15 protein-coding genes and 2 pseudogenes are annotated in these 19,433 nt (G+C 72.1%); 15 read left to right on the top strand and 2 right to left on the bottom strand.

Annotation, left to right across the window (positions count from 1 at the left end; translation table 11 throughout):
• Both ACIA8X_RS17215 and ACIA8X_RS17210 read left to right on the top strand, forming a co-directional pair.
• Positions 1 to 467: pseudogene (locus tag ACIA8X_RS17215) on the top strand (hypothetical protein); the annotation flags it as partial.
• A gap of 520 nt (positions 468 to 987) precedes the next feature.
• Positions 988 to 2,286 (top strand): MFS transporter, encoded by a 1,299-nt coding sequence (locus ACIA8X_RS17210; RefSeq protein ID WP_399458597.1) that lies wholly within the window; start codon positions 988 to 990, stop codon positions 2,284 to 2,286.
• Positions 2,287 to 2,389: 103 nt separating this feature from the next.
• Here ACIA8X_RS17210 and ACIA8X_RS17205 read toward each other — a convergent pair whose 3' ends face one another.
• Positions 2,390 to 3,319, bottom strand: a complete 930-nt coding sequence (locus ACIA8X_RS17205) for a LysR family transcriptional regulator (protein ID WP_393447926.1) — start codon at positions 3,317 to 3,319, stop codon at positions 2,390 to 2,392.
• Positions 3,320 to 3,439: 120 nt separating this feature from the next.
• Between ACIA8X_RS17205 and ACIA8X_RS17200 the strand changes: the two genes are divergently transcribed.
• From ACIA8X_RS17200 to ACIA8X_RS17150, 11 genes are all read left to right on the top strand, one after another.
• On the top strand, positions 3,440 to 4,423 hold the full coding sequence (locus ACIA8X_RS17200) for a fumarylacetoacetate hydrolase family protein (RefSeq protein WP_393447924.1): 984 nt from the start codon (positions 3,440 to 3,442) through the stop codon (positions 4,421 to 4,423).
• Positions 4,420 to 5,418 (top strand): cyclase family protein, encoded by a 999-nt coding sequence (locus ACIA8X_RS17195; RefSeq protein ID WP_393447922.1) that lies wholly within the window; start codon positions 4,420 to 4,422, stop codon positions 5,416 to 5,418. Before ACIA8X_RS17200 ends, ACIA8X_RS17195 begins: the two co-directional genes overlap by 4 nt.
• Positions 5,419 to 5,655: 237 nt before the next feature.
• A complete protein-coding gene (locus tag ACIA8X_RS17190; protein WP_399458596.1) occupies positions 5,656 to 6,819 on the top strand; it encodes an FAD-dependent oxidoreductase in 1,164 nt (387 codons plus the stop codon).
• Positions 6,816 to 7,844 (top strand): amidohydrolase family protein, encoded by a 1,029-nt coding sequence (locus ACIA8X_RS17185; protein WP_399458595.1) that lies wholly within the window; start codon positions 6,816 to 6,818, stop codon positions 7,842 to 7,844. The genes ACIA8X_RS17190 and ACIA8X_RS17185 overlap by 4 nt, the downstream gene beginning before the upstream one ends.
• Positions 7,845 to 7,848: 4 nt before the next feature.
• Positions 7,849 to 8,781, top strand: a complete 933-nt coding sequence (locus tag ACIA8X_RS17180) for a VOC family protein (protein ID WP_393447916.1) — start codon at positions 7,849 to 7,851, stop codon at positions 8,779 to 8,781.
• Between the two features lie 13 nt (positions 8,782 to 8,794).
• Positions 8,795 to 9,721, top strand: a complete 927-nt coding sequence (locus ACIA8X_RS17175) for a fumarylacetoacetate hydrolase family protein (protein WP_399458594.1) — start codon at positions 8,795 to 8,797, stop codon at positions 9,719 to 9,721.
• A complete protein-coding gene (locus tag ACIA8X_RS17170; RefSeq protein ID WP_399458593.1) occupies positions 9,718 to 10,461 on the top strand; it encodes an SDR family NAD(P)-dependent oxidoreductase in 744 nt (247 codons plus the stop codon). Before ACIA8X_RS17175 ends, ACIA8X_RS17170 begins: the two co-directional genes overlap by 4 nt.
• Positions 10,462 to 10,514: 53 nt before the next feature.
• On the top strand, positions 10,515 to 11,270 hold the full coding sequence (locus ACIA8X_RS17165; RefSeq protein ID WP_399458592.1) for a CoA transferase subunit A: 756 nt from the start codon (positions 10,515 to 10,517) through the stop codon (positions 11,268 to 11,270).
• On the top strand, positions 11,270 to 11,926 hold the full coding sequence (locus tag ACIA8X_RS17160; RefSeq protein ID WP_399458591.1) for a CoA transferase subunit B: 657 nt from the start codon (positions 11,270 to 11,272) through the stop codon (positions 11,924 to 11,926). The genes ACIA8X_RS17165 and ACIA8X_RS17160 overlap by 1 nt, the downstream gene beginning before the upstream one ends.
• 28 nt (positions 11,927 to 11,954) lie before the next feature.
• The gene (locus ACIA8X_RS17155; protein WP_393447906.1) at positions 11,955 to 12,428 is read left to right on the top strand and encodes a MarR family winged helix-turn-helix transcriptional regulator; all 474 of its coding nucleotides are present in this window, start codon (positions 11,955 to 11,957) and stop codon (positions 12,426 to 12,428) included.
• 42 nt (positions 12,429 to 12,470) lie between these two features.
• Positions 12,471 to 14,066, top strand: a complete 1,596-nt coding sequence (locus tag ACIA8X_RS17150) for an MFS transporter (protein WP_399458590.1) — start codon at positions 12,471 to 12,473, stop codon at positions 14,064 to 14,066.
• A 260-nt stretch (positions 14,067 to 14,326) separates the two neighbouring features.
• Here the strand turns inward: ACIA8X_RS17150 and ACIA8X_RS17145 are convergent, their stop codons facing one another.
• Positions 14,327 to 16,816 (bottom strand): SpoIIE family protein phosphatase, encoded by a 2,490-nt coding sequence (locus ACIA8X_RS17145; RefSeq protein ID WP_393447902.1) that lies wholly within the window; start codon positions 16,814 to 16,816, stop codon positions 14,327 to 14,329.
• 177 nt (positions 16,817 to 16,993) lie between these two features.
• Between ACIA8X_RS17145 and ACIA8X_RS17140 the strand changes: the two are divergent.
• Positions 16,994 to 17,089 (top strand): annotated as a pseudogene (locus tag ACIA8X_RS17140) (DUF5682 family protein); the annotation flags it as partial.
• Positions 17,090 to 17,345: 256 nt separating this feature from the next.
• Positions 17,346 to 19,418 carry a SpoIIE family protein phosphatase gene (locus ACIA8X_RS17135; protein WP_393447900.1) on the top strand — a complete coding sequence of 691 codons (2,073 nt, stop codon included), beginning with the start codon at positions 17,346 to 17,348 and terminating at the stop codon, positions 19,416 to 19,418.
• Positions 19,419 to 19,433 lie beyond the last annotated feature (15 nt).

Below are 19,433 nucleotides of genomic sequence, written 5' to 3'. Positions count from 1 at the left end.
CGAAGCCCGCTCTCCCCGAAAAGCCCGCGCTTCCCGCCAAGCCCGCACTCCCGGCGAAGCCCGCACTGCCCGAGAAGCCCGCGCTCCCGGCCAAGCCCGCACTGCCCGCCAAGCCTGAGCTTCCGGCGAAGCCCGCTCTCCCCGAAAAGCCCGCGCTTCCCGCCAAGCCCGCACTCCCGGCGAAGCCCGCACTGCCCGAGAAGCCTGCGCTCCCGGCCAAGCCCTCCATTCCTCAGAAGCCCGCGCTCCCCTCCAAGCCCGAACTCCCGTCCAAGCCCTCCATCCCGCACAAGCCCGCAATCCCCTCCAAGCCCGAACTCCCCTCCAAGCCATCCATCCCCCACAAGCCCGCGCTGCCCTCCAAGCCCTCCATCCCCGAGAAGCCCTCCAAGCCCTCACTCCCGTCCAAGCCGGACCACCCCAAGAAGTCCGACCACCACGAGCACTCGAAGAAGCAGGGCTGGTGACAACGGCAAGGAGAAGCTGATCCTCGGTCCCTCAGGGGACGGCACAGGTCGGCCGTAATGCCGGGCCCGGGTATCCGGGCCCGGCACTCCGTTGTCCGGGGGTCCGGGGAACCCGGGGCCAGGTGCGTGGGTGCGCGCGCCTCAGGAGCCGACGCTGGCTGTCGGGGCGGAGGCGGAAGACCCGCGGCGCAGGGGTAGGGGTCGGTGCCGGGCGGGCAGGCCTGCCGGTTGCGGCAAACTTCGGCGGCATCGTCGTCGTGATCGCCTCGTCGTGAGCCGGACCGGCGTTTCAGAGGTCATCCACCGCGTGGATGAGCCGGATCCGGGATTCGGATCGCGTGGAGGATGGCGGCGGGGAGTTGGACGGCTCATAGTCGTCCTACCCGCACGCCGCTGTCCGGACCAGCCGCCGGCGTACGGCCGTCCACCGCATCCGCCGTGTGGGCATCCACAGCATGCCGTGCGCCGTCGGCGCCCGTAGAAGGCATGCCCGCTCCCGTACACGCCCCCTGGAGTCGCCATGCCCGGTTCCGTGTCCCCGCCCCCGTCTCCCGCCGCGGTCGACGACGCCGCTCCGTCGCCCGTCGCCGTGTCGGGCCCCGCCCATCTGGTGCGCGTGGCCCTGCTGATGGCGGGCAGCTGTCTGCCGATCCTGGGGGCCGTGCTGATCGCCCCGGTGCTGCCCAAGATGCAGGACCACTTCGCCTCGACGCCGGGCGCCAAGGCGCTCGTCCCCCTCGCGCTGACCGTCCCGGCGCTGTCGCTGGCGCTGCTGGCCCCGTTCGCCGGGGTGATCGTGGACCGGCTGGGCCGTAAGCGGCTGCTGGTCGTCATGACCGTCCTGTACGCCGTGTTCGGCACGGCACCGCTCTGGCTGGACTCGCTCGGCGCGATCATCGCCAGCCGGGCCCTGGTCGGTGTCGCCGAGGCCGCCATCATGACGTGCTGCACCACCCTGATCGGCGACTACTACTCCGGTCACCGCCGGGTGAAGTACCTCGCGCTGCAGACGATGTGCGCCTCCGCGTCGGCCACCGTCTTCTTCGTGCTCGGCGGCGCCGTGGGCGCGGCGGGCTGGAAGGTGCCCTTCTGGGTCTACGCCGTGAGCCTGGTCCTCGCCCCGCTGATGGCCTCCTCCCTGCCCAGCCCGGCGGCCCGCCCGGCCACCGAAGAGGCCATTGAAGAGGCCATCGAAGAGGACTCCGTCGCGTCGGCGCCCCGACGTCCCTTCCCCTGGCGGCAGTTGGCGGGCATCTGCGCCCTCACCTTCTTCGGGGCGATGGTCTTCTACACCGTCCCGGTGGAGATGGCGTATCTGCTCGATGACCTCGGCGTGGCGGACTCCGGCGTCATCGGCCTCGCCACCGCGATCGCCAGTGCCGCCACCGTGGGCGGGGCCGTCGTCTTCGCCCGGCTGAAGCGCTCCCCCGATCCGATGCTGCCCGCCGTGTTCGCGCTCTGCGCGGCCGGATTCGCAGTGATGTTCCTGGCGGGCAGCACGCCGCTGCTGGTCGTCGGAGCGGTGATCAACTGCCTGGGTACGGGCATGTTGTTGCCCGCCTTGCTGACGAGCGCCATGTCGCGGCTGGCGTTCGAGGACCGTGGCCGGGGGACGGGGCTGTGGATGGCGGCCTTCTTCGGTGGGGAGTTCGTGTGCCCGCTCGTGCTGCTCGCCGTGGAGTCGGGGGTGGGCTCGCTCGCGGGGGCCGTGGGTGTGTTGGGTGTGGCTGCGGCGCTGGTTGCGATGGGGTTGTGGGTGGCCGCCCGGCGGCGGGCGGGTGCCGTCGATCCGCGGCCGTTGCCGGAGCAACTGGTGTGACGGCCAATGTGATGGCTGCGCTGTGTCATTGACCGTCTGCGGCACCATCGTGGCTGGCCGCGCCCACGCGGCGGAGCCGCACATCGATACGGTCCCGCGCCCCTTAGGGCACTGCCGGCCCGTTGCCCCCAGCCGTGAGCGTCGCCCCTACCTCCGCCGCCTTCTGCCGCAGCCAGATATGCGCCGCATCCTGCGCATGCACCGGATGCCACCACAACGCCACCTGCACCGGCACCGCCTCGAAGGGACACGGCAGCACACGCACCCCCGCCGACCGCACCGCCCTGCGTGCCAGGCGCTCCTGGATCATCGCGACCCTGCGGGTGCCCTCGACCATGTACGGCAGCAGCTGGAACGTCTGGACGGAGACCTCCACCTGGGGACTGATGCCGAGCATGCTCAGCTGGCGCGCGGCGGGGGCGTCGTAGGGGCGCTGGTAGACGGCCCAGGGGAGGCGGGCCAGGTGGTCGAGGGTGAGGGCGTCACCGACCTCGGGGTGGTCGTCGGCGATCATGCACAGCCAGCGGTCCTGGAAGAGGTCGATGGCGGGGAAGCCGTCGATGACGCCGTGCGGCATCAGCAGTCCGTCGACCGTGCTCAGCAGGACGGCGGTGTTCTCCTCGACCGAGGGGGCCGGGTGCTGGAAGACGAGCCGGATGCCGGGGGCCTCGTGGTGGACGGCGCGGGCGAGTGCGGAGCCGAACACGGACGCGCTGTAGTCGGAGGCGAGCAGCGTGAACTCGCGTGACTCGGCGGCCGGGTCGAAGTCGGCCTGGCTGGCGAAGACGCGCTCCAGCAGGTCGCAGGCGGTGGCGCTGCGGTCCCGCAACGCGACGCCGAGCGGCGTCAGTTCGTAGGCGTTGCCGGTCCGGGCGAGCAATTCGTCGTCGAAATGGCGGCGCAGCCGGGACAGGGCCGCGCTCATCGCCGGCTGGCTCAGTCCGATGCGCTCGCCGGCCCGGGTGACGTTGCGTTCCTCCAGCAGGGCGCGCAGGGCTACGACCAGGTTGAGGTCGAGTCGGGACAGGTTCACCGGGCACCACCTAGCGAGCGAAAGCCATCCATGTCGTGGATTCGGCGCATTCACAGGATTGATTTCCGTGATCCGCCGATCGGGGTCAGAGTAGACCGCAACCCAGCGGGAGGACATCTCATGGCAACACTCGTGCAACCTGCCGGCCCGTTCGCGCTCGGCACGTTCTCCGCCCCGGACGGCGAGCCGTTCCCCGGTCTCCTGGCCGAGGGCCGGGTGCTCGACCTGGGCCGGGCCCTGGACTCGGCGCCGGCCGGGCTGCGTGCCGTACTGGAACGGTGGGAGGACACGCTCCCCCTGCTGCGCGCCCTCGCCGATGACGACGCCGGGGAGTGGCAGCCGCTGGAGGGCCTGCGGGTGCACGCCCCCGTCGAGCCTCGGCAGATCTTCCAGTCCGGCGCCAACTACCGGCAGCACGTCATCGACCTGGAGGTCGCCCACCGCTCCCCCGACGACCCGCGCACGGTCGAGGAGGCGCGGGCCGAGATCGCCGCGGTCATGGACCGGCGGGCCGCCGAGGACCTGCCGTACGTGTTCATCGGTCTGCCCAGCACCGTCGCCGGTCCGTATGACGATGTCGTCCTGCCCGCAGGGGCCGAACAGCCGGACTGGGAGCTGGAGTTGGCGGCCGTGATCGCCAAGCCCGCTTATCGGGTGTCCGTCGAGGAGGCCCTTGAGTACGTCGCCGGGTACACGATCGCCAACGACCTCACCGACCGGGCCACCGTCTTCCGCCGGGACATGAAGGCCATCGGCACCGACTGGCTGCGCTGCAAGAACGCCCCGGGGTTCACGCCGCTCGGGCCGTGGCTCGTGCCGGCCGAGTCGATCGCGGATCCCGGTGATCTGCGGGTCACTCTCAAGCTGAACGGCGAGACCATGCAGGACGAGTCCACCAAGGACATGCTCTTCGGTGTCGCCCGGCTGGTGTCGTACATCTCGCAGACCGCGCGGCTCCTGCCGGGTGATCTGGTGCTGACCGGCAGCCCGGCCGGTAACGGCATCCACTGGGGGCGGCTGCTGCGCGACGGCGACGTCATGGAGGGGTCGATCACCGGGCTCGGCGTCCAGCGCACGCGGTGTGTGGAGGAGACGGCGTCATGAGCCCGGACCGGAACGATCCCGAGGGCGCGATCGCCGAGGCCGCCAAGGCGTACTCCAACTGGGGGCGCTGGGGCGCGGACGACGTGCTCGGCACCCTGAACTTCCTCGACGAGGCCAAGCGCCGGGAGGGTGCCGCGCTGGTGCGGCGGGGCGTGAGCTTCTCGCTGTCGCAGCGGTTCGACATGAACGGCCCGCAGAAGGGCTGGCGCCGGCGCACCAACCCCGTGCACACGATGCTCGACACCGGCACCGACGCGGCGCTGGGCAACCAGGGCTTCCCGCACGGCATCGGTGGCGCCGACGACGTGATCGCGATGCCGCTCCAGTGCTCCACGCAGTGGGACGGGCTCGGGCACATCTTCGACCACGGCCACGCCTGGAACGGGCGGGCGGCGGAGAAGGTCGTCACCTCCGACGGCGACCTCGTCACCGGCATCGAGCACATGGCGCCGTACGTCGCCGGGCGGGGCGTGCTGCTGGACGTGGGCCGGGTGATCGGCCGGGGTGGGGGCCCCTCCCGCTCGAGCGCAGTCGAGAGTGGGGGAGAGCTGCCCGACGGGTTCGCCGTCACCGAGGAGCACCTCGCCGCGACCGCCGAGGCGCACGGGGTGAGCGTGGGCCGCGGTGACCTCGTCGTCGTGCGGACCGGGCAGCTGGCCCGGGTGCGCCGGGACGGCTGGGGCGACTACGCGGGCGGGTCCGCGCCGGGGTTGTCGTTCACCACGGCCGGCTGGCTGCACCGTACCGAGATCGCCGCGATCGCCACGGACACCTGGGGCTTCGAGGTTCGGCCGAACGAGTTCGACAACGCCTTCCAGCCGTTGCACCAGGTCGTCATCCCGAACATGGGACTGCTGATCGGCGAGATGTGGGACCTGGAGACGCTCGCCGGGGACTGTGCGACGGACGGCGTGTACGAGTTCTGGCTGACCGCCGCTCCGCTGCCGATCACCGGGGCCGTGGGCTCCCCCGTCAACCCCATCGCCGTCAAGTAGGCCCCGCACCGTCAAGCAGCCCCGCCGGCGGCCTGCTGGGTGTGCCCTTCGCCGCCGCCACGGCGGCCATCCGGCCCCTGGCCACCCGTCAGTCCGCTCACTGACGGGTGGCCGCTCACACCACCGCCACCCACTATCCGCCGGAATCGTCCGGCTCGCATGCGGAGCGTGGCGAGCCGCAACCCCGCACCCCGGCCGCCCGACGCCGCGCGGCCCCACCTCGGGAGGGACCCCGACATGACCGACAGCCGTACCCTCCCCCAGCCGCCGGCTGGGGATACGCCCACCGTCCTCGTCATCGGCGGTGGCGCCGCCGGCAACGCCGTCACCATCCTGCTCCGCCGCGCGGGCATCGCCGTCGACCTGATCGAGGCCAAGCCCGACTGGAACGCCACCACCGGCTCCGGCATCACCCTCCAGGGCAATGCCCTGCGGGTGCTGCGCGAACTGGGTGTGTGGGAGCGGGTCGCCGCCTCCGGATATCCGTACGGCTCCTTGGGTGTCACCGCCCCGGACGGCACCGTTCTCTTCGTCGCCGAGGACATCCAGACCGGCGGGGAGGACCTGCCCGCCACCCTCGGCATGCAGCGTCCGCGGCTCCAGCAGATCCTCATCGACGCGGTCCGCGCCTGTGGCGCCCGCGTCCGGCTCGGCACCACCGCCGAGTCCCTGGAACAGGACGCCGACGGTGTCTCGGTGCGCTTCAGCGACGGCGACACGGGCCGCTACGACCTGGTGATCGCCGCCGACGGGCTCAACTCCGCCACCCGTGCCGCGATCGGCATCATCGAGAAACCCGAGCCGACCGGCATGGCCATCTGGCGCGTCGCCGCCCCACGGCCCGCGAGCGTGACGCGCACCGACCTTGCCTACGGCGGCCCCGCCTACATCGCCGGCTACTGCCCGACCAGCGAGAACACCATCTACGCCTACGTCGTCGAGGCGTGCCGCGACCGCGCCGCCATCGACCCCGCCGCCTACGCCGACGAGATGCGCCGTCTGGCGCGGGCCTACGGCGGGGCCTGGCCGGAGATCACCGAGCACATCACCGACCCGAGGAAGGTCAACTACACCTGGTTCGACCGGCTGCTCGTCGAGGGCTCCTGGCACCGGGGCCGGGTCGTGCTCGTCGGCGACGCCGCGCACTGCTGCCCGCCCACCATCGCGCAGGGCGCGGCCATGTCGCTGGAGGACGCCTCCGTGCTCGCCGAGCTGCTGACCAGCGGCCGGAAGTGGGACGAGGCGCTGTTCCAGGCGTACTACGACCGCCGTGTCCCCCGGGTGCGCACCGTCGTCGAGGCGTCGGTGCAGATCGGCCAGTGGCAGCTGGACGGTGTGCGCGACGCCGACATGGCCGGGCTGATCGGCCGCACGATGACGCTCCTGAAGGAGCTGCCGTGACGACGCCCACCATCGACGTGCACGCGCACGTCCTGCTCCCCGAGGTCGACGCCCTGGTGGCCGGCCTGCCCGGTCTCGCCGAGGCGAGGGCGCTGGACGCCCGCCGCAACGGCCCGGCCGCGCTCGCCGTGAACGGCCCCATGGTGGGCCAGCGCATCCCGGCCCTGACCGACGTCGCCGTACGCCTGGCCGCGATGGACGCGCAGGGCGTGGACGTGCAGCTGGTCAGCCCCTCCCCGTCGCACTACCACTACTGGGCGGACGAGGAGACGGCCGAGAATCTCTGTCTGCTGGCGGGCGAGGCGACGGCCGCGCACTGCGCCCTGGCCCCCGGCCGGCTCCACGGCCTCGGCCTCGCACCCCTGCAGCACCCGGAGTTGGCGGTGCGCGCCCTCGAACACGCCATGGGGCTGGGCCTGTTGGGGGTCGAGATCTCCTCGCACGCTCCCTCCTTGCCCGCCATCGGGCAGGAGGGGCCCAGCCGCGAGCTGTCGGATCCGGCGTACGAACCCTTCTGGGCGCGGGCCGAGGAGACGGGCGCGATCCTCTTCCTGCACCCCTTCGGCTGCACGCTCGACGAGCGTCTGGACCGGTGGTACCTGTCCAACACCGTCGGGCAGCCCACGGAGAACGCGGTCGCGCTGTCCCATCTCATCTTCTCGGGCGTCCTGGACCGCCATCCGGGGCTGAAGCTGATCGCGGCGCACGGCGGCGGCTATCTGCCGACGCACCTCGGCCGCTCCGACCACGCCTGGTCCGCACGCTCCGACGCGGGTGCGGGCTGCGCGCACCTGCCCAGCAGCTATCTGAAGCGCCTGTACTTCGACTCCCTCGTCCATGACCCGCACGTCCTGCGGGAGTTGATCCGCGTCGTCGGCGCCGACCGGGTTCTGCTCGGCTCCGACTTCCCCTTCGACATGGGCACCGAGGACCCCGTCGGCGCCCTGCGCGCGGCGCGGCTGTCCGACACCGACTTCGACGCCGTACGAGGCGGCAACGCCGCCGCCCTCCTGAGGAAGGACTGACACCATGCGTCTGCTCACCCACCTGCGCCACGTCGACCTCGCCGTACCCGACTACGACAAGCAACTCGACTTCTACGCCGGCGTCTGGGGCCTGACCAAGGTCGCCGAGGACTCCGGCATCTCCTTCCTGGCCGCCGAGGGCAGCCCCGAGCAGTACGTCGTACGGCTGCGCAAGGCCGACGACAAGCGTCTCGACCTGGTCTCCTACGGCGCGGGCAGCCCGGCCGACGTCGACACGCTCGCCGAGCAACTCCTCGCGCAGGGCGTGCGGTTGGTGTCCCAGCCGGGCAAGCTCGACACCCCCGGCGGGGGCTACGGCTTCCGCTTCTTCGACGGCGACGGCCGCACCATCGAGGTCTCCGCGGACGTGGCGGCGCGGCAGCACCGTCGTATCGAGGAGAAGGAGGCCATCCCGGTCCGCCTGTCGCACGTGGTGCTCAACTCCCCCGACCTGAACAAGACCCGTCAGTGGTACGAGACCCACCTCGGCTTCCGCCTCTCCGACACGCTCAGCTCGCCGCACATGGGCGAGGTCATGCACTTCATGCGGATCAGCAACCAGCACCACTCGATGGCCATCGCCCAGTGCCCGCACACCTCCCTGCACCACATCTCCTTCGAGATGCGCGGCCTGGACGAGTACATGCGCGGCTCGGGACGCGTGATGCGGTCCGGCACGCGCAAGATCTGGGGCCCCGGGCGGCACATGGCCGGGGACAACACCTTCACGTACTTCCTCGACCCGCACGGCAACACCGTCGAGTACACCACCGAGCTGGAGGAGCTGGACGAGGACACCTGGCACCCCCACGTCTACGACTTCTCCCAGCCCGAGGTCACCGACCAGTGGGGCACGGCGAACCCGATGAACGAGCTGGTCGCCAAAGAGTCGTTCAACGACGTCGACCGCGGCTGCTTCGTCGCGCCGCCGGTGTAAGGGGCGCCCGCACATGCGCATCGCCACTTACGAGTACGAAGGGCGCCGTTACTGCGGGGTCGTGGAGGACACCCTCGTCCGGGCCCTGCCGGACGGCACCTCACCCCTCGACGCCGGCGGCGTCCGCCCCGTGGGCGCGGCCGTCCCGCTGTCGGACGTGACCCTGCTGCCGCCCCTCCAGCCGCCCACCGTGCGGGACTTCGTCACCTTCGAGGAGCATGTCGAGGGCGTACGGCGCTCCGTGGACGGGACCTCTGGGGTGCCGGAGCGCTGGTACGCGGCGCCGACCTTCTACTTCACCAACCCCTACGCGGTGTACGGCCCGCACGACGACATCCCCATGCCGCCGGGCTGCGCCGTGCTCGACTTCGAGCTGGAGGTCGCCGCCGTGATCGGCCGCGAGGGCCGCGACCTCACCCCGGAGCAGGCGCGCGAGCACATCGTCGGCTACACCGTCTTCAACGACTGGTCGGCCCGCGATCTGCAGTCGGCGGAGATGAAGGTGGGGCTGGGCCCCTGCAAGGGCAAGGACACCGCCACGACGCTGGGTCCGTACCTCATCACCGCGGACGAGTTGGAGCCCTACCGCGACGCCGACGGCTTCCTGCGGCTGGCGCTGACCGCCTCGGTGAACGGCGAGGTGGTCGGCGAGGACCTGCTGTCCAACATGAGCTGGACCTTCGAGGAGATGGTCGCCTACGCCTCGCGCGGGACATGGGTACGCCCCGGGGACGTGCTCGGCTCGGGGACCTGCGGCAACGGCGGCTGTCTTGCCGAGCTGTGGGGGGTGCGCGGCAGACAGGACCCGCCGCCGCTGCAGCCCGGCGACACCGTCACCCTCACCGTGGAGGGCATCGGTTCGGTGTCCAACACCGTGGTGGCCGGCGCCGATCCGGTGCCGGTTCCGGTCGCTCGACGTCGCCCCCGGGAGCGGCCGTGACCGACCTGCGTCCCAAGAGGCTCCTCGGCAGGGTCGTGGTCGTCACGGGCGCGGCCCGCGGCCAAGGTGCCGCCGAGGCGGAGGCGCTGACCCGCGATGGCGCCCGGGTGATCGCCACCGACGTGACCGAGGCACCCGGCTGCCGCCGCCTCGACGTCACCAGCGACCAGGAGTGGGGCGAACTCGCCGCCGAGCTCAGGGAGTCGTACGGCCATGTCGACGGCCTGGTCAACAACGCGGGCGTCACCTGGCGGGCCCGCCTCGGCGAGGTGCGTCCGGAGGACTTCGACCGTGTCCACGCGGTCAACGTCACCGGCCCGCTGCTGGGCATCCAGCACCTGGCTCCGCTGATGCCGCCGGGCTCGTCCGTCGTCAACGTCGGCTCGACGGCCGCGCTCACCGGCCACTACCCGGTCGCCTACACGGCCAGCAAGTGGGCGCTGCGCGGGCTGTCGAAGGCGGCCGCCGTGGAGCTCGGTCCGCGCGGCATCCGCGTCAACACGATCCACCCCGGCTACATCGAGACCGAGATGACCGCCTCCGCGGCCCCCGCCTTCCGCGAGGCGAACATCCGCGAGACCCCGCTCGGCCGCACCGGCACGGTGGACGAGATCACCCCGCTCGTGGTGTTCCTGCTCTCCGGCGAGGCGTCCTTCATCACCGGCGCCGAGATCCCTGTGGACGGGGGTCTCACCGCGCATGGCGGCGTCAAGTCCCTTTCGGACGCGGTGCGTTCGTGAACGGTTACCGTCTCCCGTCATTCCGGAAAGGCCCCTTCCAGAAAGGCCCCCTTGTGAACAAGGTCCGCGCGAGCGCCGCCGAGGCGGTCGCCGACATACCCGACGGTGCGTCGCTGGCCGTCGGCGGCTTCGGTCTCAGCGGCATCCCGGCCGTCCTCATCGAGGCGTTGCACGCACAGGGCGCGACCGGTCTGAAGGTCGTGTCGAACAACTGCGGCGTGGACGGACGGGGTCTGGGCGTGCTGCTGGCGGCGGGCCGGATCGCCCGGGTCACCGGCTCCTACGTGGGCGAGAACAAGGAGTTCGCGCGGCAGTACCTGTCCGGCGAGCTGGAGGTGGAGCTGGTGCCCCAGGGCACGCTGGCCGAGCGGCTGCGTGCGGGCGGCGCGGGCATTCCGGCGTTCTTCACGCCGGCCGGGGTGGGCACGCAGGTCGCGAACGGGGGCCTGCCGTGGCGGTACGCCTCCGACGGCTCGGTGGCCGTGGCGTCGCCGGCCAAGGAGATCCGCGTCTTCGGCGGCCGGCCGCACGTCCTGGAGCACGCCATCACCACGGACTTCGCCCTCGTGCGCGCCTGGCGCGGCGACCGGCACGGCAACCTCGTCTTCCGCAGGGCGGCGGCCAACTTCAACCCGCTGGCGGCGATGGCCGGACGGGTCACCGTCGCCGAGGTGGAGGAGCTGGTGGAGCCGGGTGAACTCGGCGCCGACGCGATTCATCTGTCCGGGATCTTCGTCCAGCGGGTCGTCCCGCTGACGCCCGAAGAGGCAGCCGACAAGCACATAGAGAAGGTGACGGTACGTTCCTGATGGCCTGGACCCGCGACCAGATGGCCGCCCGCGCCGCCGCCGAACTCACCGACGGCTCCTACGTCAACCTCGGCATCGGCCTGCCCACCCTCGTGCCGGACCACCTCCCGCCCGGCGTGCACGTCGTCCTGCACTCCGAGAACGGCATCCTCGGCACCGGCCCCTACCCGACCGCCGACCAGGTCGACCCGGACCTGATCAACGCCGGCAAGGAGACGGTCACCGTGCTGCCGGGGGCGTCGTTCTTCGACTCGGCGCTGTCCTTCGGCATGATCCGCGGCGGACACATCGACACCGCCGTGCTGGGCGCCATGCAGGTGTCGCAGGGCGGCGACCTGGCCAACTGGATGATCCCCGGGAAGATGGTCAAGGGCATGGGCGGGGCGATGGACCTGGTCCACGGCGCGCGGCGGGTGATCGTGCTGATGGAGCACACCGCCAAGGACGGTTCGCCCAAGCTCGTCGACGAGTGCACCCTGCCGCTCACCGGCGAGCGCTGCGTGCACCGGGTCATCACCGACCTCGGCGTTCTCGATGTCACGGCGGAGGGCCTCGCCCTGGTCGAGACGGCGCCCGGGGTCGCGGTGGACGACATCGTGGCGCGGACGGGTGCGCCGCTGCTGCCGCTCGACCGGAAAAAGGATCCTTTGACATAGGTATCTCTGCATACCTATATTGGTGGGCATGCCCCAGCACAGCGCGTCCGCCCGGGACGTCGGCCACGTGGCCGACGCGCTGGTGGCATGCCTGCCCGCGCTGCACCGGGGCCTCGACCGGCAGGTCGGCAAGGAGTTCCCGCACCCCAGGCCCCCCGAGGCCCAGCTCGCCCTGTTGCGACACGTGGAGGCCCATGAGGGCGTCACGGTGCGGGAGGCGGCGCAGGCCCTGCTGATGAAGCCGAACAACGTCAGCGCACTGGTCACTCAGATGACCGAACAGGGGATGCTGGAGCGCCGGGCGGACTCCGCCGACAAGCGCATCGCGCACCTCCACCTCACCCCGACCTCCCGGCAGCGGCTCGCCGAGGTCTCGGACCTGATGAGCACCCGCCTCGCACAGGCGCTGCGTGCTCTGACCGACGGCGAACTGGACGCCCTCGGCTCGGCGTTGAGCGCGCTCAACGCGCTCACGGAGCAGCTTCACCGCCCCACGCGCTGATCTGCGCTCCTCTTCCAGTACTGACGAAGGACACGCACAGTCATGCCCTCCGCGACCACCGAATCCACCGCTCCCGCTCCCCCTGCCCCGCCGGCCTCCGACCAGCCACGCGGTGCGCGGTCCAACCCCTGGCTGACGCTGATCGCCGTCGCCTTCGGCCTGTTCATGGTCGGACTCGACGGCTCGGTCGTCTCGATCGCCAACCCCGAGATCGGCCGGGATCTGGGCGCCTCCACGGTTGACCTCCAATGGGTCACCAACTCCTACCTGCTGGCCCTCGCCGCCGCCCTGATCCTCGGCGGCAAGCTCGGCGACCGGTTCGGCCGCCGTACCTTCTACCTGGTCGGCGTCGTGGGCTTCACCCTCGCGTCCGTCGCCATCGGGCTCGCCGGGTCCATCGAGGGCGTCATCGCCTTCCGTGCGGTGCAGGGCTTCTTCGGCGCGTTGCTGATGCCCAACACGCTGGGCATGCTGCGGGCCGTCTTCCCGCCGCGGAAGTTCGGCATGGCGGTCGGCATCTGGGCCATGGTCTCCTCGGTCTCCACCGCGCTCGGCCCCATCGTCGGCGGCCTGCTCGTGCAGCACGTCAACTGGGAGTCGGTCTTCTACATCAACGCCCCCATCGGCGTCATCGGGCTCGTCTTCAGTTGCCTCGTCCTGCCGCAGACCAGGAACACCGCCGCCGCGGACGAGAAGTTCGACTTCGTCGGCGTCGTGCTGTTGGCGCTGGGGCTGCTCGCCGTCGTGTTCGGCGTCGTCAAGGGCGAGATGTGGGGCTGGACTTCGGGCGGCACGCTGGGTGCGATGGCGGCCGGTGTACTGCTTCTGGTCGTCTTCGGGGTCTACGAGACCCGGGTCGCCTCGCCTCTGCTGCCCATGCGCCTGTTCCGCAACCCGGCGCTGACCATCGGCACCGTCATCACGGCACTCAACTTCTTCGTGCTGCTCGGCGTGATCTTCTTCGTCATGCTCTACCTGCAGAACGTGCGCGGCTTCAGTCCCGTCGAGGCCGGTGTGCGCACCCTGCCGCTGAGCCTCGCCTCGGTGGTGGCGTCCCCGCTCGGCGCGGCGCTCACCGAGCGGTTCGGGCCGCGCCTCACGATGCCGCTCGGCATGGCGCTCCAGGCCATCGCCTGCTTCACGATGCTCAGTTGGGGCGCGGACTCCTCGTACACCACCATGTGGCCGCCGTTCATCGCGCTCGGCCTGGGCGTCGGCATGGTGATGGCGTCCTCGTCCGACGCCGTCGTCGGCAACGCGCCGGTCAAGGACGGCGGCGTGGCGGGCGGCCTGCAGGCGACCGCGCTCCAGATCGGCGGCGCGCTCGGCACCTCGGTGCTGGTGTCCCTCATCAGCAGCCGGGTCGGCTCCACCCTGACCGACGAACTGACCTCCGCCGGGGTGCCCGCCCAGACGGCACAGGGTCTGAGCGAGGCGAAGGACGCGGTGGCCATGGGCGCGGCCCCGACCTCCGCCGACATGCCCGCTCAGCTCAAGTCAGCCGTGATCGAAGGAAGCCACGAGGCCTTCATGAACGGCGTCCACACCAGCGTGCTGGTCGCCGGGGTGCTGTGCGTGGCCGGCGCGTTGGTGGCGGCGGTGGGCGTACGCCGCGCTCCGGAGGCGGCTCGGCACTGACGGGTCGAGGGGGCGACGGGTTCGGGGCGGGCCTCAGGGGGGGTGAGCCGGGGTCGGCTCGCGGGGGCGGTGCGGCGCATCGCGGGTGAGTTCCACGCGGGACCGTGCACAGAGGTTCAACGAGGGCCTCGTGCGCGGGTCCTGCAGAGCCCCGTGCCCGAGTGTTCTCCGCGCGCCGGATGCTCGGAGCCCGCGCGCGAGTTCAGCGGGGCGTCTCGTGCCCGGCCAAAACGTAGCCCCGCCTCCCGGCCGCGCCCCCGTCACAGGATCTCCTGCTCCGCCCAGATGATCTTTCCGTCGGGTGTGTAGCGGGCGCCCCAGCGGTGGGCGAGTTGGGCCACCAGGAACAGGCCGCGGCCGCCCTCGTCCATGATGCGGGCGTGGCGCAGTCGTGGGGCGGTGCTGCTGGCATCGGCGACCTCGCAGGTCAGGCGGGTGTCGCGGAGCAGGCGTAGGCGGATGGGGGGTTCGGCGTAGCGGATGGCGTTGGTGACCAGCTCGCTGACGATCAGCTCGGTCGTCATGGCCAGTTCCCCGTAGCCCCAGGCCTCCACCTGGCGGGTCGCACGGCCCCGGAGGTCGGCGACGGCGGCCGGGTCCACGGGCACCTCCCACGAGACGACGTGCTCGGGGCCCAGGGCGTGGGTGCGCGTCAGGAGCAGGGCGATGTCGTCGGGCTGCGGTTCGGGCACGAGTTGCCGCACCGCGGACGAGCACAGCGCGCCGAGGTCGGGGTCGCGCCGGGACAGCAGGTCGCCGAGTCGGGACATGCCGCTCTCCATGTCGCTGTCAGCCGCCCCGACGAGGCCGTTGGTGAAGAGGCCGAACAGGCTGTTCTCGGCCAGCTCGATCTCGGCGGCCTCGAACGCCATCCCGCCCAGCCCGAGCGGCGGCCCGGCGGGCGGTTCGGGGAAGGAGACCTGCCCGTCGGGGGCGACGACGACCGGCGGCGGGTGGCCGGCGCGGGCCATGGTGCAGAGCCGGCTGACCGGGTCGTAGACGGCGTACAGGCACGTCGCGCCGAGGAAGGCGGTCGTGCTGCGGTGGGCCGCCTCGACCGCCCCGGCCGTCCCCGCCGCACTCTCGTCGGGTTGCTCCTCGCTGAGCCGGAGCACCAGGTCGTCGAGGTGGGCCAGCAGTTCGTCGGGGGGCATCTCCATGTCGGCGAGGGTCTGTACGGCGGTGCGCAGACGGCCCATGGTCGCGGCGGCCGTGATGCCGTGGCCGACGACGTCGCCGACGACGAGCCCCACCCGGGCGCCGGACAGCGGGATCACGTCGAACCAGTCGCCGCCGACCCCGCCCGTCGCGTCCGCCGGCAGATAGGAGGAGGCCACCTCCAGCGCCGTACCGCCCGTCAGGGCCTGGGGAAGCAGGCTGCGCTGCAGGGTGACCGCCGCCGTGTGTTCGCGGGTGTAGCGGCGGGCGTTGTCCACGCACAGTGCCGCCCGGGCCACCAGCTCGCGGGCGACCAGGACGTCGTCGGGCTGGAACGACACGGGGTTGAGCGACCGTACGAACGTGGTGAGGCCGAGGACGGTGTTCCGGGCCCGCATCGGCACGGAGATGAGGGAGTGCAGGCCGAACTCGCGGATGCTGGCCGCGCGCGCGGGCTGCTCGGTGGCCCACACCTCGTCGGACGGGTCGAGGACCGGGATGAGGATCGGCTCGCCGTCGATGAGCAGATGGGCGTCGTGCGGCGGGGGCACGAAGTCCACCCGGTCCCCGACCTGCGCCACGGCCTCGGGGACACCCTCGCGCACCGAGCTCATACCGGCCCGGCGCATCACCGGCTTGGCGGGGGCCGGTCCCGCGTCGGTGAGCCAGGTTCCGTGTCCCTCGGTGCTGAGCACGGGCTCCAGCAGGTCCACGACTACGAAGTCCGCGAAGCGGGGGACCGCGAAGTCGGCGAGTTCCTGGGCCGTGCGCAGCACGTCCAGCGTCGTGCCGATCCGTGTGCCGGCCTCGTTGACCAGCGCCAGCAGCTGGCGGGCGTTCCACCGCTCGGTGACGTCCAGGACCATGTAGCAGACCCCGGTGAGCGAGTCGTCGGGGTCCACGAGCGGGAAGAACGACGTGGAGTAGGCGTGCCGGCGATGCGGGTCGGCCCAGCTCCAGCCGACGTACTCGTAGTCGGTGACCGGGAGGCCGGTGTCGAGGACCTTGCGCATCAGGCCCTCGATGGTCTCCGCCTGCAGCCCCGGCAGCAGTTCGCTCAGCCGTCGGCCGAGGCGCTGCTCCCGGGGCACACCACCGAAGCGCTCCAGGGTGTCGTTCAGCCAGACATAGCGCAGCTCCGTGTCCATCACGGCCATGCCGACCGGCGAGCGGGTCAGGAAGCCGTCGAGGATGGACTGGCCCACGGTCCACTGCTGGCGCTGTTCGCGGGCCGAGATCAGAAAGCACTCGTCCGCGCCGATCAGGAAGGACGCCGAGACCCGCAGGCCCACATCGACACGGCCGCCGTCGCGGTGCCGCAGGGGAATGAGCCCGCTCCACCCCATGCCGGCACGGCAGCGCTCCGCGACGCCGGCCACCCGCACGGGATCGCCGGGCATCGCCAGCAGCCGCGCGGCCGAGCTGCCGACGATCTCCGCCGCCGGGTGGCCGAGGAGCTCCTCGGCGGCCCGCGTCCAGCCGAGCACCACACCGTGTCCGGACACCACCGCCGCCGCGTCGGAGGACGCGTCGAAGAGCGCGCGCGGTCCTTCGGACGTGGGCGCGTCCGGTTCCTCTCGCGGAGCATCCATGGGTCCTCACGCAACGTCCACGGGTCCCATCCCGTACACGACCATGTTCCTGCTAGTCCGCCGGATGTGCACGGGCCGACGGCCGACGGCTCCTCCGGGGAGCGGGGATGCGCGGCGGGAGCGGGTGGGGCGCGGGGGTGGCGGGAGCCCCGGCGTACGCACCACGGGCCCGGGTCGGATGAGCCCGGCTGCTCGGTCTTCCGGCCGCCGGCGGAGTTCTCCCAGGAGTGGGTGGCGATCCGCTGGGCCCTGGAACACGCGGTCCCGGCCCGGAGCCGCCCCGACGCGCCCGGACCGGGCAGGACGTCAGGCGGAGGGAGCCTGACCAGCACGGTCCGCGGCCTCGCCCCGAAGCCCACCGTCCGACGGCCCGCACCCATCCCGCCCCATCCCATCCCCAAGCACCTCACCGGGCTGGGCAATGCGCCGCCCCGGAGGGAGCATGGAGGTGCCGGTCGGGGCAGGCGTGGTACCCGGGTGTGGCCGAAGGTCGGCGCGGGCGGCGTCGGCCGGTGGCGGAGGAGCTGGGATGACGGCTGAATCCGAATCGTACGAGCCCGACGGCGGCGGGTACGGCCCGCAGCCGCCCCGGCCGACCGGCCTGCTGGACGTGCTGAGCGTGGCCGCGGTGGTCGTCGACGCCGCCGGGCGCATCGTGTTCTGGACCCCGCAGGCCGAGGAGCTGTTCGGCTACACCTCCGAGGAGGCGCTCGGCACGTACGCGGCGCGGCTGTTCATCCACCCCGAGCACCTGCCGGCCGTGGCGAAGCTGTTCGCCGACGTGCTGGAGACCGGCCGGAGCTGGGCCGGCGCCTTCCCGGTGCGGCACAAGGACGGCAGCACCCGGGTGACGGAGTTCCGCAACATGCGGCTGCTGGACGATCTCGGCGACGTCTACGCGCTGGGCATCGCGGCCGACCACTCCCTGCTCAAGCGGGTCGAGACCGATCTGGCGCTGTGCGAGCGGCTGATCAACCAGTCCCCGATCGGCATCGCCCTCCTCGACCCCGACCTGCACTATCTGCTGGTCAACCCGGCACTGGAGCGCATCGACGCCACCCCGGCCGAGGACCACATCGGCCGCCGGCTGCGGGAGACCCTGCCGCTGCCGGACATCGACACCATCGAGTCCTGCCTGCGTCAGGTGCTGACCACAGGTACCCCGCTGCTGGACCAGTACCACGTGGGCCGACCGCCGGCCGACCCCGACCACGAGCACGCCTGGTCGCTGTCCTTCTACCGGCTGGACGACCCCGGCGGGCGGGTCCTGGGCGCGGCCATCTCGTTCGTCGATGTCACCGAACGGCACCGCGCCGCCGCCGAGGCCGACCGGGCCCGGCGCCGCCTCGCCCTCGTCGCCGACGCCTCCACCCGCGTCGGCACCACGCTGGAGGTGGAGCAGACCGCCCGCGAACTGGCCGAGATCGCCGCCCCCGAACTGGCCGACGTGGTCGCCGTGGACGTCCTGGACTCGGCCCTGGCCTGCCGCCGTACGCGCCGGCCGGACAACGGCCCCGAACTGTTCCGCGCCCTCGCCCTCAAGGCGGCCTACCCCAGCGTGGCCCTGCGCGCCGCCGACCCGCCCGGCGACCTCGCCGCCTACGACGGCGACCGCCTGGTCACCCTGTGCGTGCACACCGCCCGGCCGGTGCTGGTGCGCCATGTCGGCGAGCACGATCTGCGGCGCATCGCCCGGGACGACGAGGCCACCTCGCTGCTGGCGCGGGCCGGCGTCCACTCGTATCTCGCGGTGCCGTTGATCGCGCACGGCGAGGTGCTCGGCGCCCTCGACCTCAAGCGCACCCGCAACCCGGTGCCGTTCGACGAGGACGACGTGGTCCTGGCGAGCGAGCTGGCCAGCCGGGCCGCCGTGGCCATCGACAACGCCCGCTGGTTCCAGAGCGTGCGCAACACGGCCCTCACCCTGCAGCGCAGCCTGCTGCCCGACCACCCCCCGCACCACACCGGTCTGGAGCTCGCCTCCCGCTACCAGCCGGCCCAGGCCACCAGCGAGGTCGGCGGCGACTGGTACGACGTCCTCCCGCTGGCCGAGGACAGGACCGCCCTCGTCGTCGGCGACGTCATGGGCAACGGCATCGACGCCGCCGCCACCATGGGCCGGCTGCGCACCGCCACCTGCGCCTACGCGGACCTCGACCTCGAACCCGGCGCCGTGCTCCAGCACCTCGACAAGATCACCTGCGATCTGGAGCACTACATCGTCACGTGCCTCTACGCCGCGTACGACCCCCGCACCAGGCGGTGCGACATCGCCAACGCCGGACACATGCCGCCCGCGCTGGCCCGCCCCGGCCGGCCGCCCGAACTGCTCGAACTGCCCGCCGGAGCCCCGCTCGGCGTCGGCGGCGTCCCCTTCGGGACCACCACCGTCCGCCTCGACCCCGGCGATCTGCTGGTCCTCTACACCGACGGCCTCGTCGAGACCCGCCACCACCCCATCGACGACCGCCTGAACGTCCTCCTCGGCTTCCTCGACGAACCCCGCCGCCCCCTGGAGGAGACCTGCGACCTCCTGCTGTACGGCCTACGCCATCCCGACGACCACGACGACGTCGCACTGCTCGTCGCGCGGGTTCTTTAGTTGCTCCCTCGCCGT

Origin of the sequence: Streptomyces sp. NPDC051738 (genome assembly GCF_044453205.1) — a bacterium.
In the GTDB taxonomy this organism is placed as follows: Bacteria; Actinomycetota; Actinomycetes; order Streptomycetales; family Streptomycetaceae; genus Streptomyces.
The sequence above is the reverse complement of the archived record's forward strand: the minus strand, read 5'-3'. Positions and strand labels throughout refer to the sequence as shown.

What these genes read in the sequence shown, in the direction of transcription:
- ACIA8X_RS17180 (WP_393447916.1), top strand. Translation starts at nt 7,849, where the DNA reads ATGCGTCTGCTCACCCACCTGCGCCACGTCGACCTCGCCGTACCCGAC.
- ACIA8X_RS17175 (WP_399458594.1), top strand. Translation starts at nt 8,795, where the DNA reads ATGCGCATCGCCACTTACGAGTACGAAGGGCGCCGTTACTGCGGGGTC.
- ACIA8X_RS17150 (WP_399458590.1), top strand. Translation starts at nt 12,471, where the DNA reads ATGCCCTCCGCGACCACCGAATCCACCGCTCCCGCTCCCCCTGCCCCG.
- ACIA8X_RS17160 (WP_399458591.1), top strand. Translation starts at nt 11,270, where the DNA reads ATGGCCTGGACCCGCGACCAGATGGCCGCCCGCGCCGCCGCCGAACTC.
- ACIA8X_RS17135 (WP_393447900.1), top strand. Translation starts at nt 17,346, where the DNA reads ATGACGGCTGAATCCGAATCGTACGAGCCCGACGGCGGCGGGTACGGC.
- ACIA8X_RS17155 (WP_393447906.1), top strand. Translation starts at nt 11,955, where the DNA reads ATGCCCCAGCACAGCGCGTCCGCCCGGGACGTCGGCCACGTGGCCGAC.
- ACIA8X_RS17210 (WP_399458597.1), top strand. Translation starts at nt 988, where the DNA reads ATGCCCGGTTCCGTGTCCCCGCCCCCGTCTCCCGCCGCGGTCGACGAC.
- ACIA8X_RS17195 (WP_393447922.1), top strand. Translation starts at nt 4,420, where the DNA reads ATGAGCCCGGACCGGAACGATCCCGAGGGCGCGATCGCCGAGGCCGCC.
- ACIA8X_RS17145 (WP_393447902.1), bottom strand. Translation starts at nt 16,816, where the DNA reads ATGGATGCTCCGCGAGAGGAACCGGACGCGCCCACGTCCGAAGGACCG.
- ACIA8X_RS17200 (WP_393447924.1), top strand. Translation starts at nt 3,440, where the DNA reads ATGGCAACACTCGTGCAACCTGCCGGCCCGTTCGCGCTCGGCACGTTC.
- ACIA8X_RS17190 (WP_399458596.1), top strand. Translation starts at nt 5,656, where the DNA reads ATGACCGACAGCCGTACCCTCCCCCAGCCGCCGGCTGGGGATACGCCC.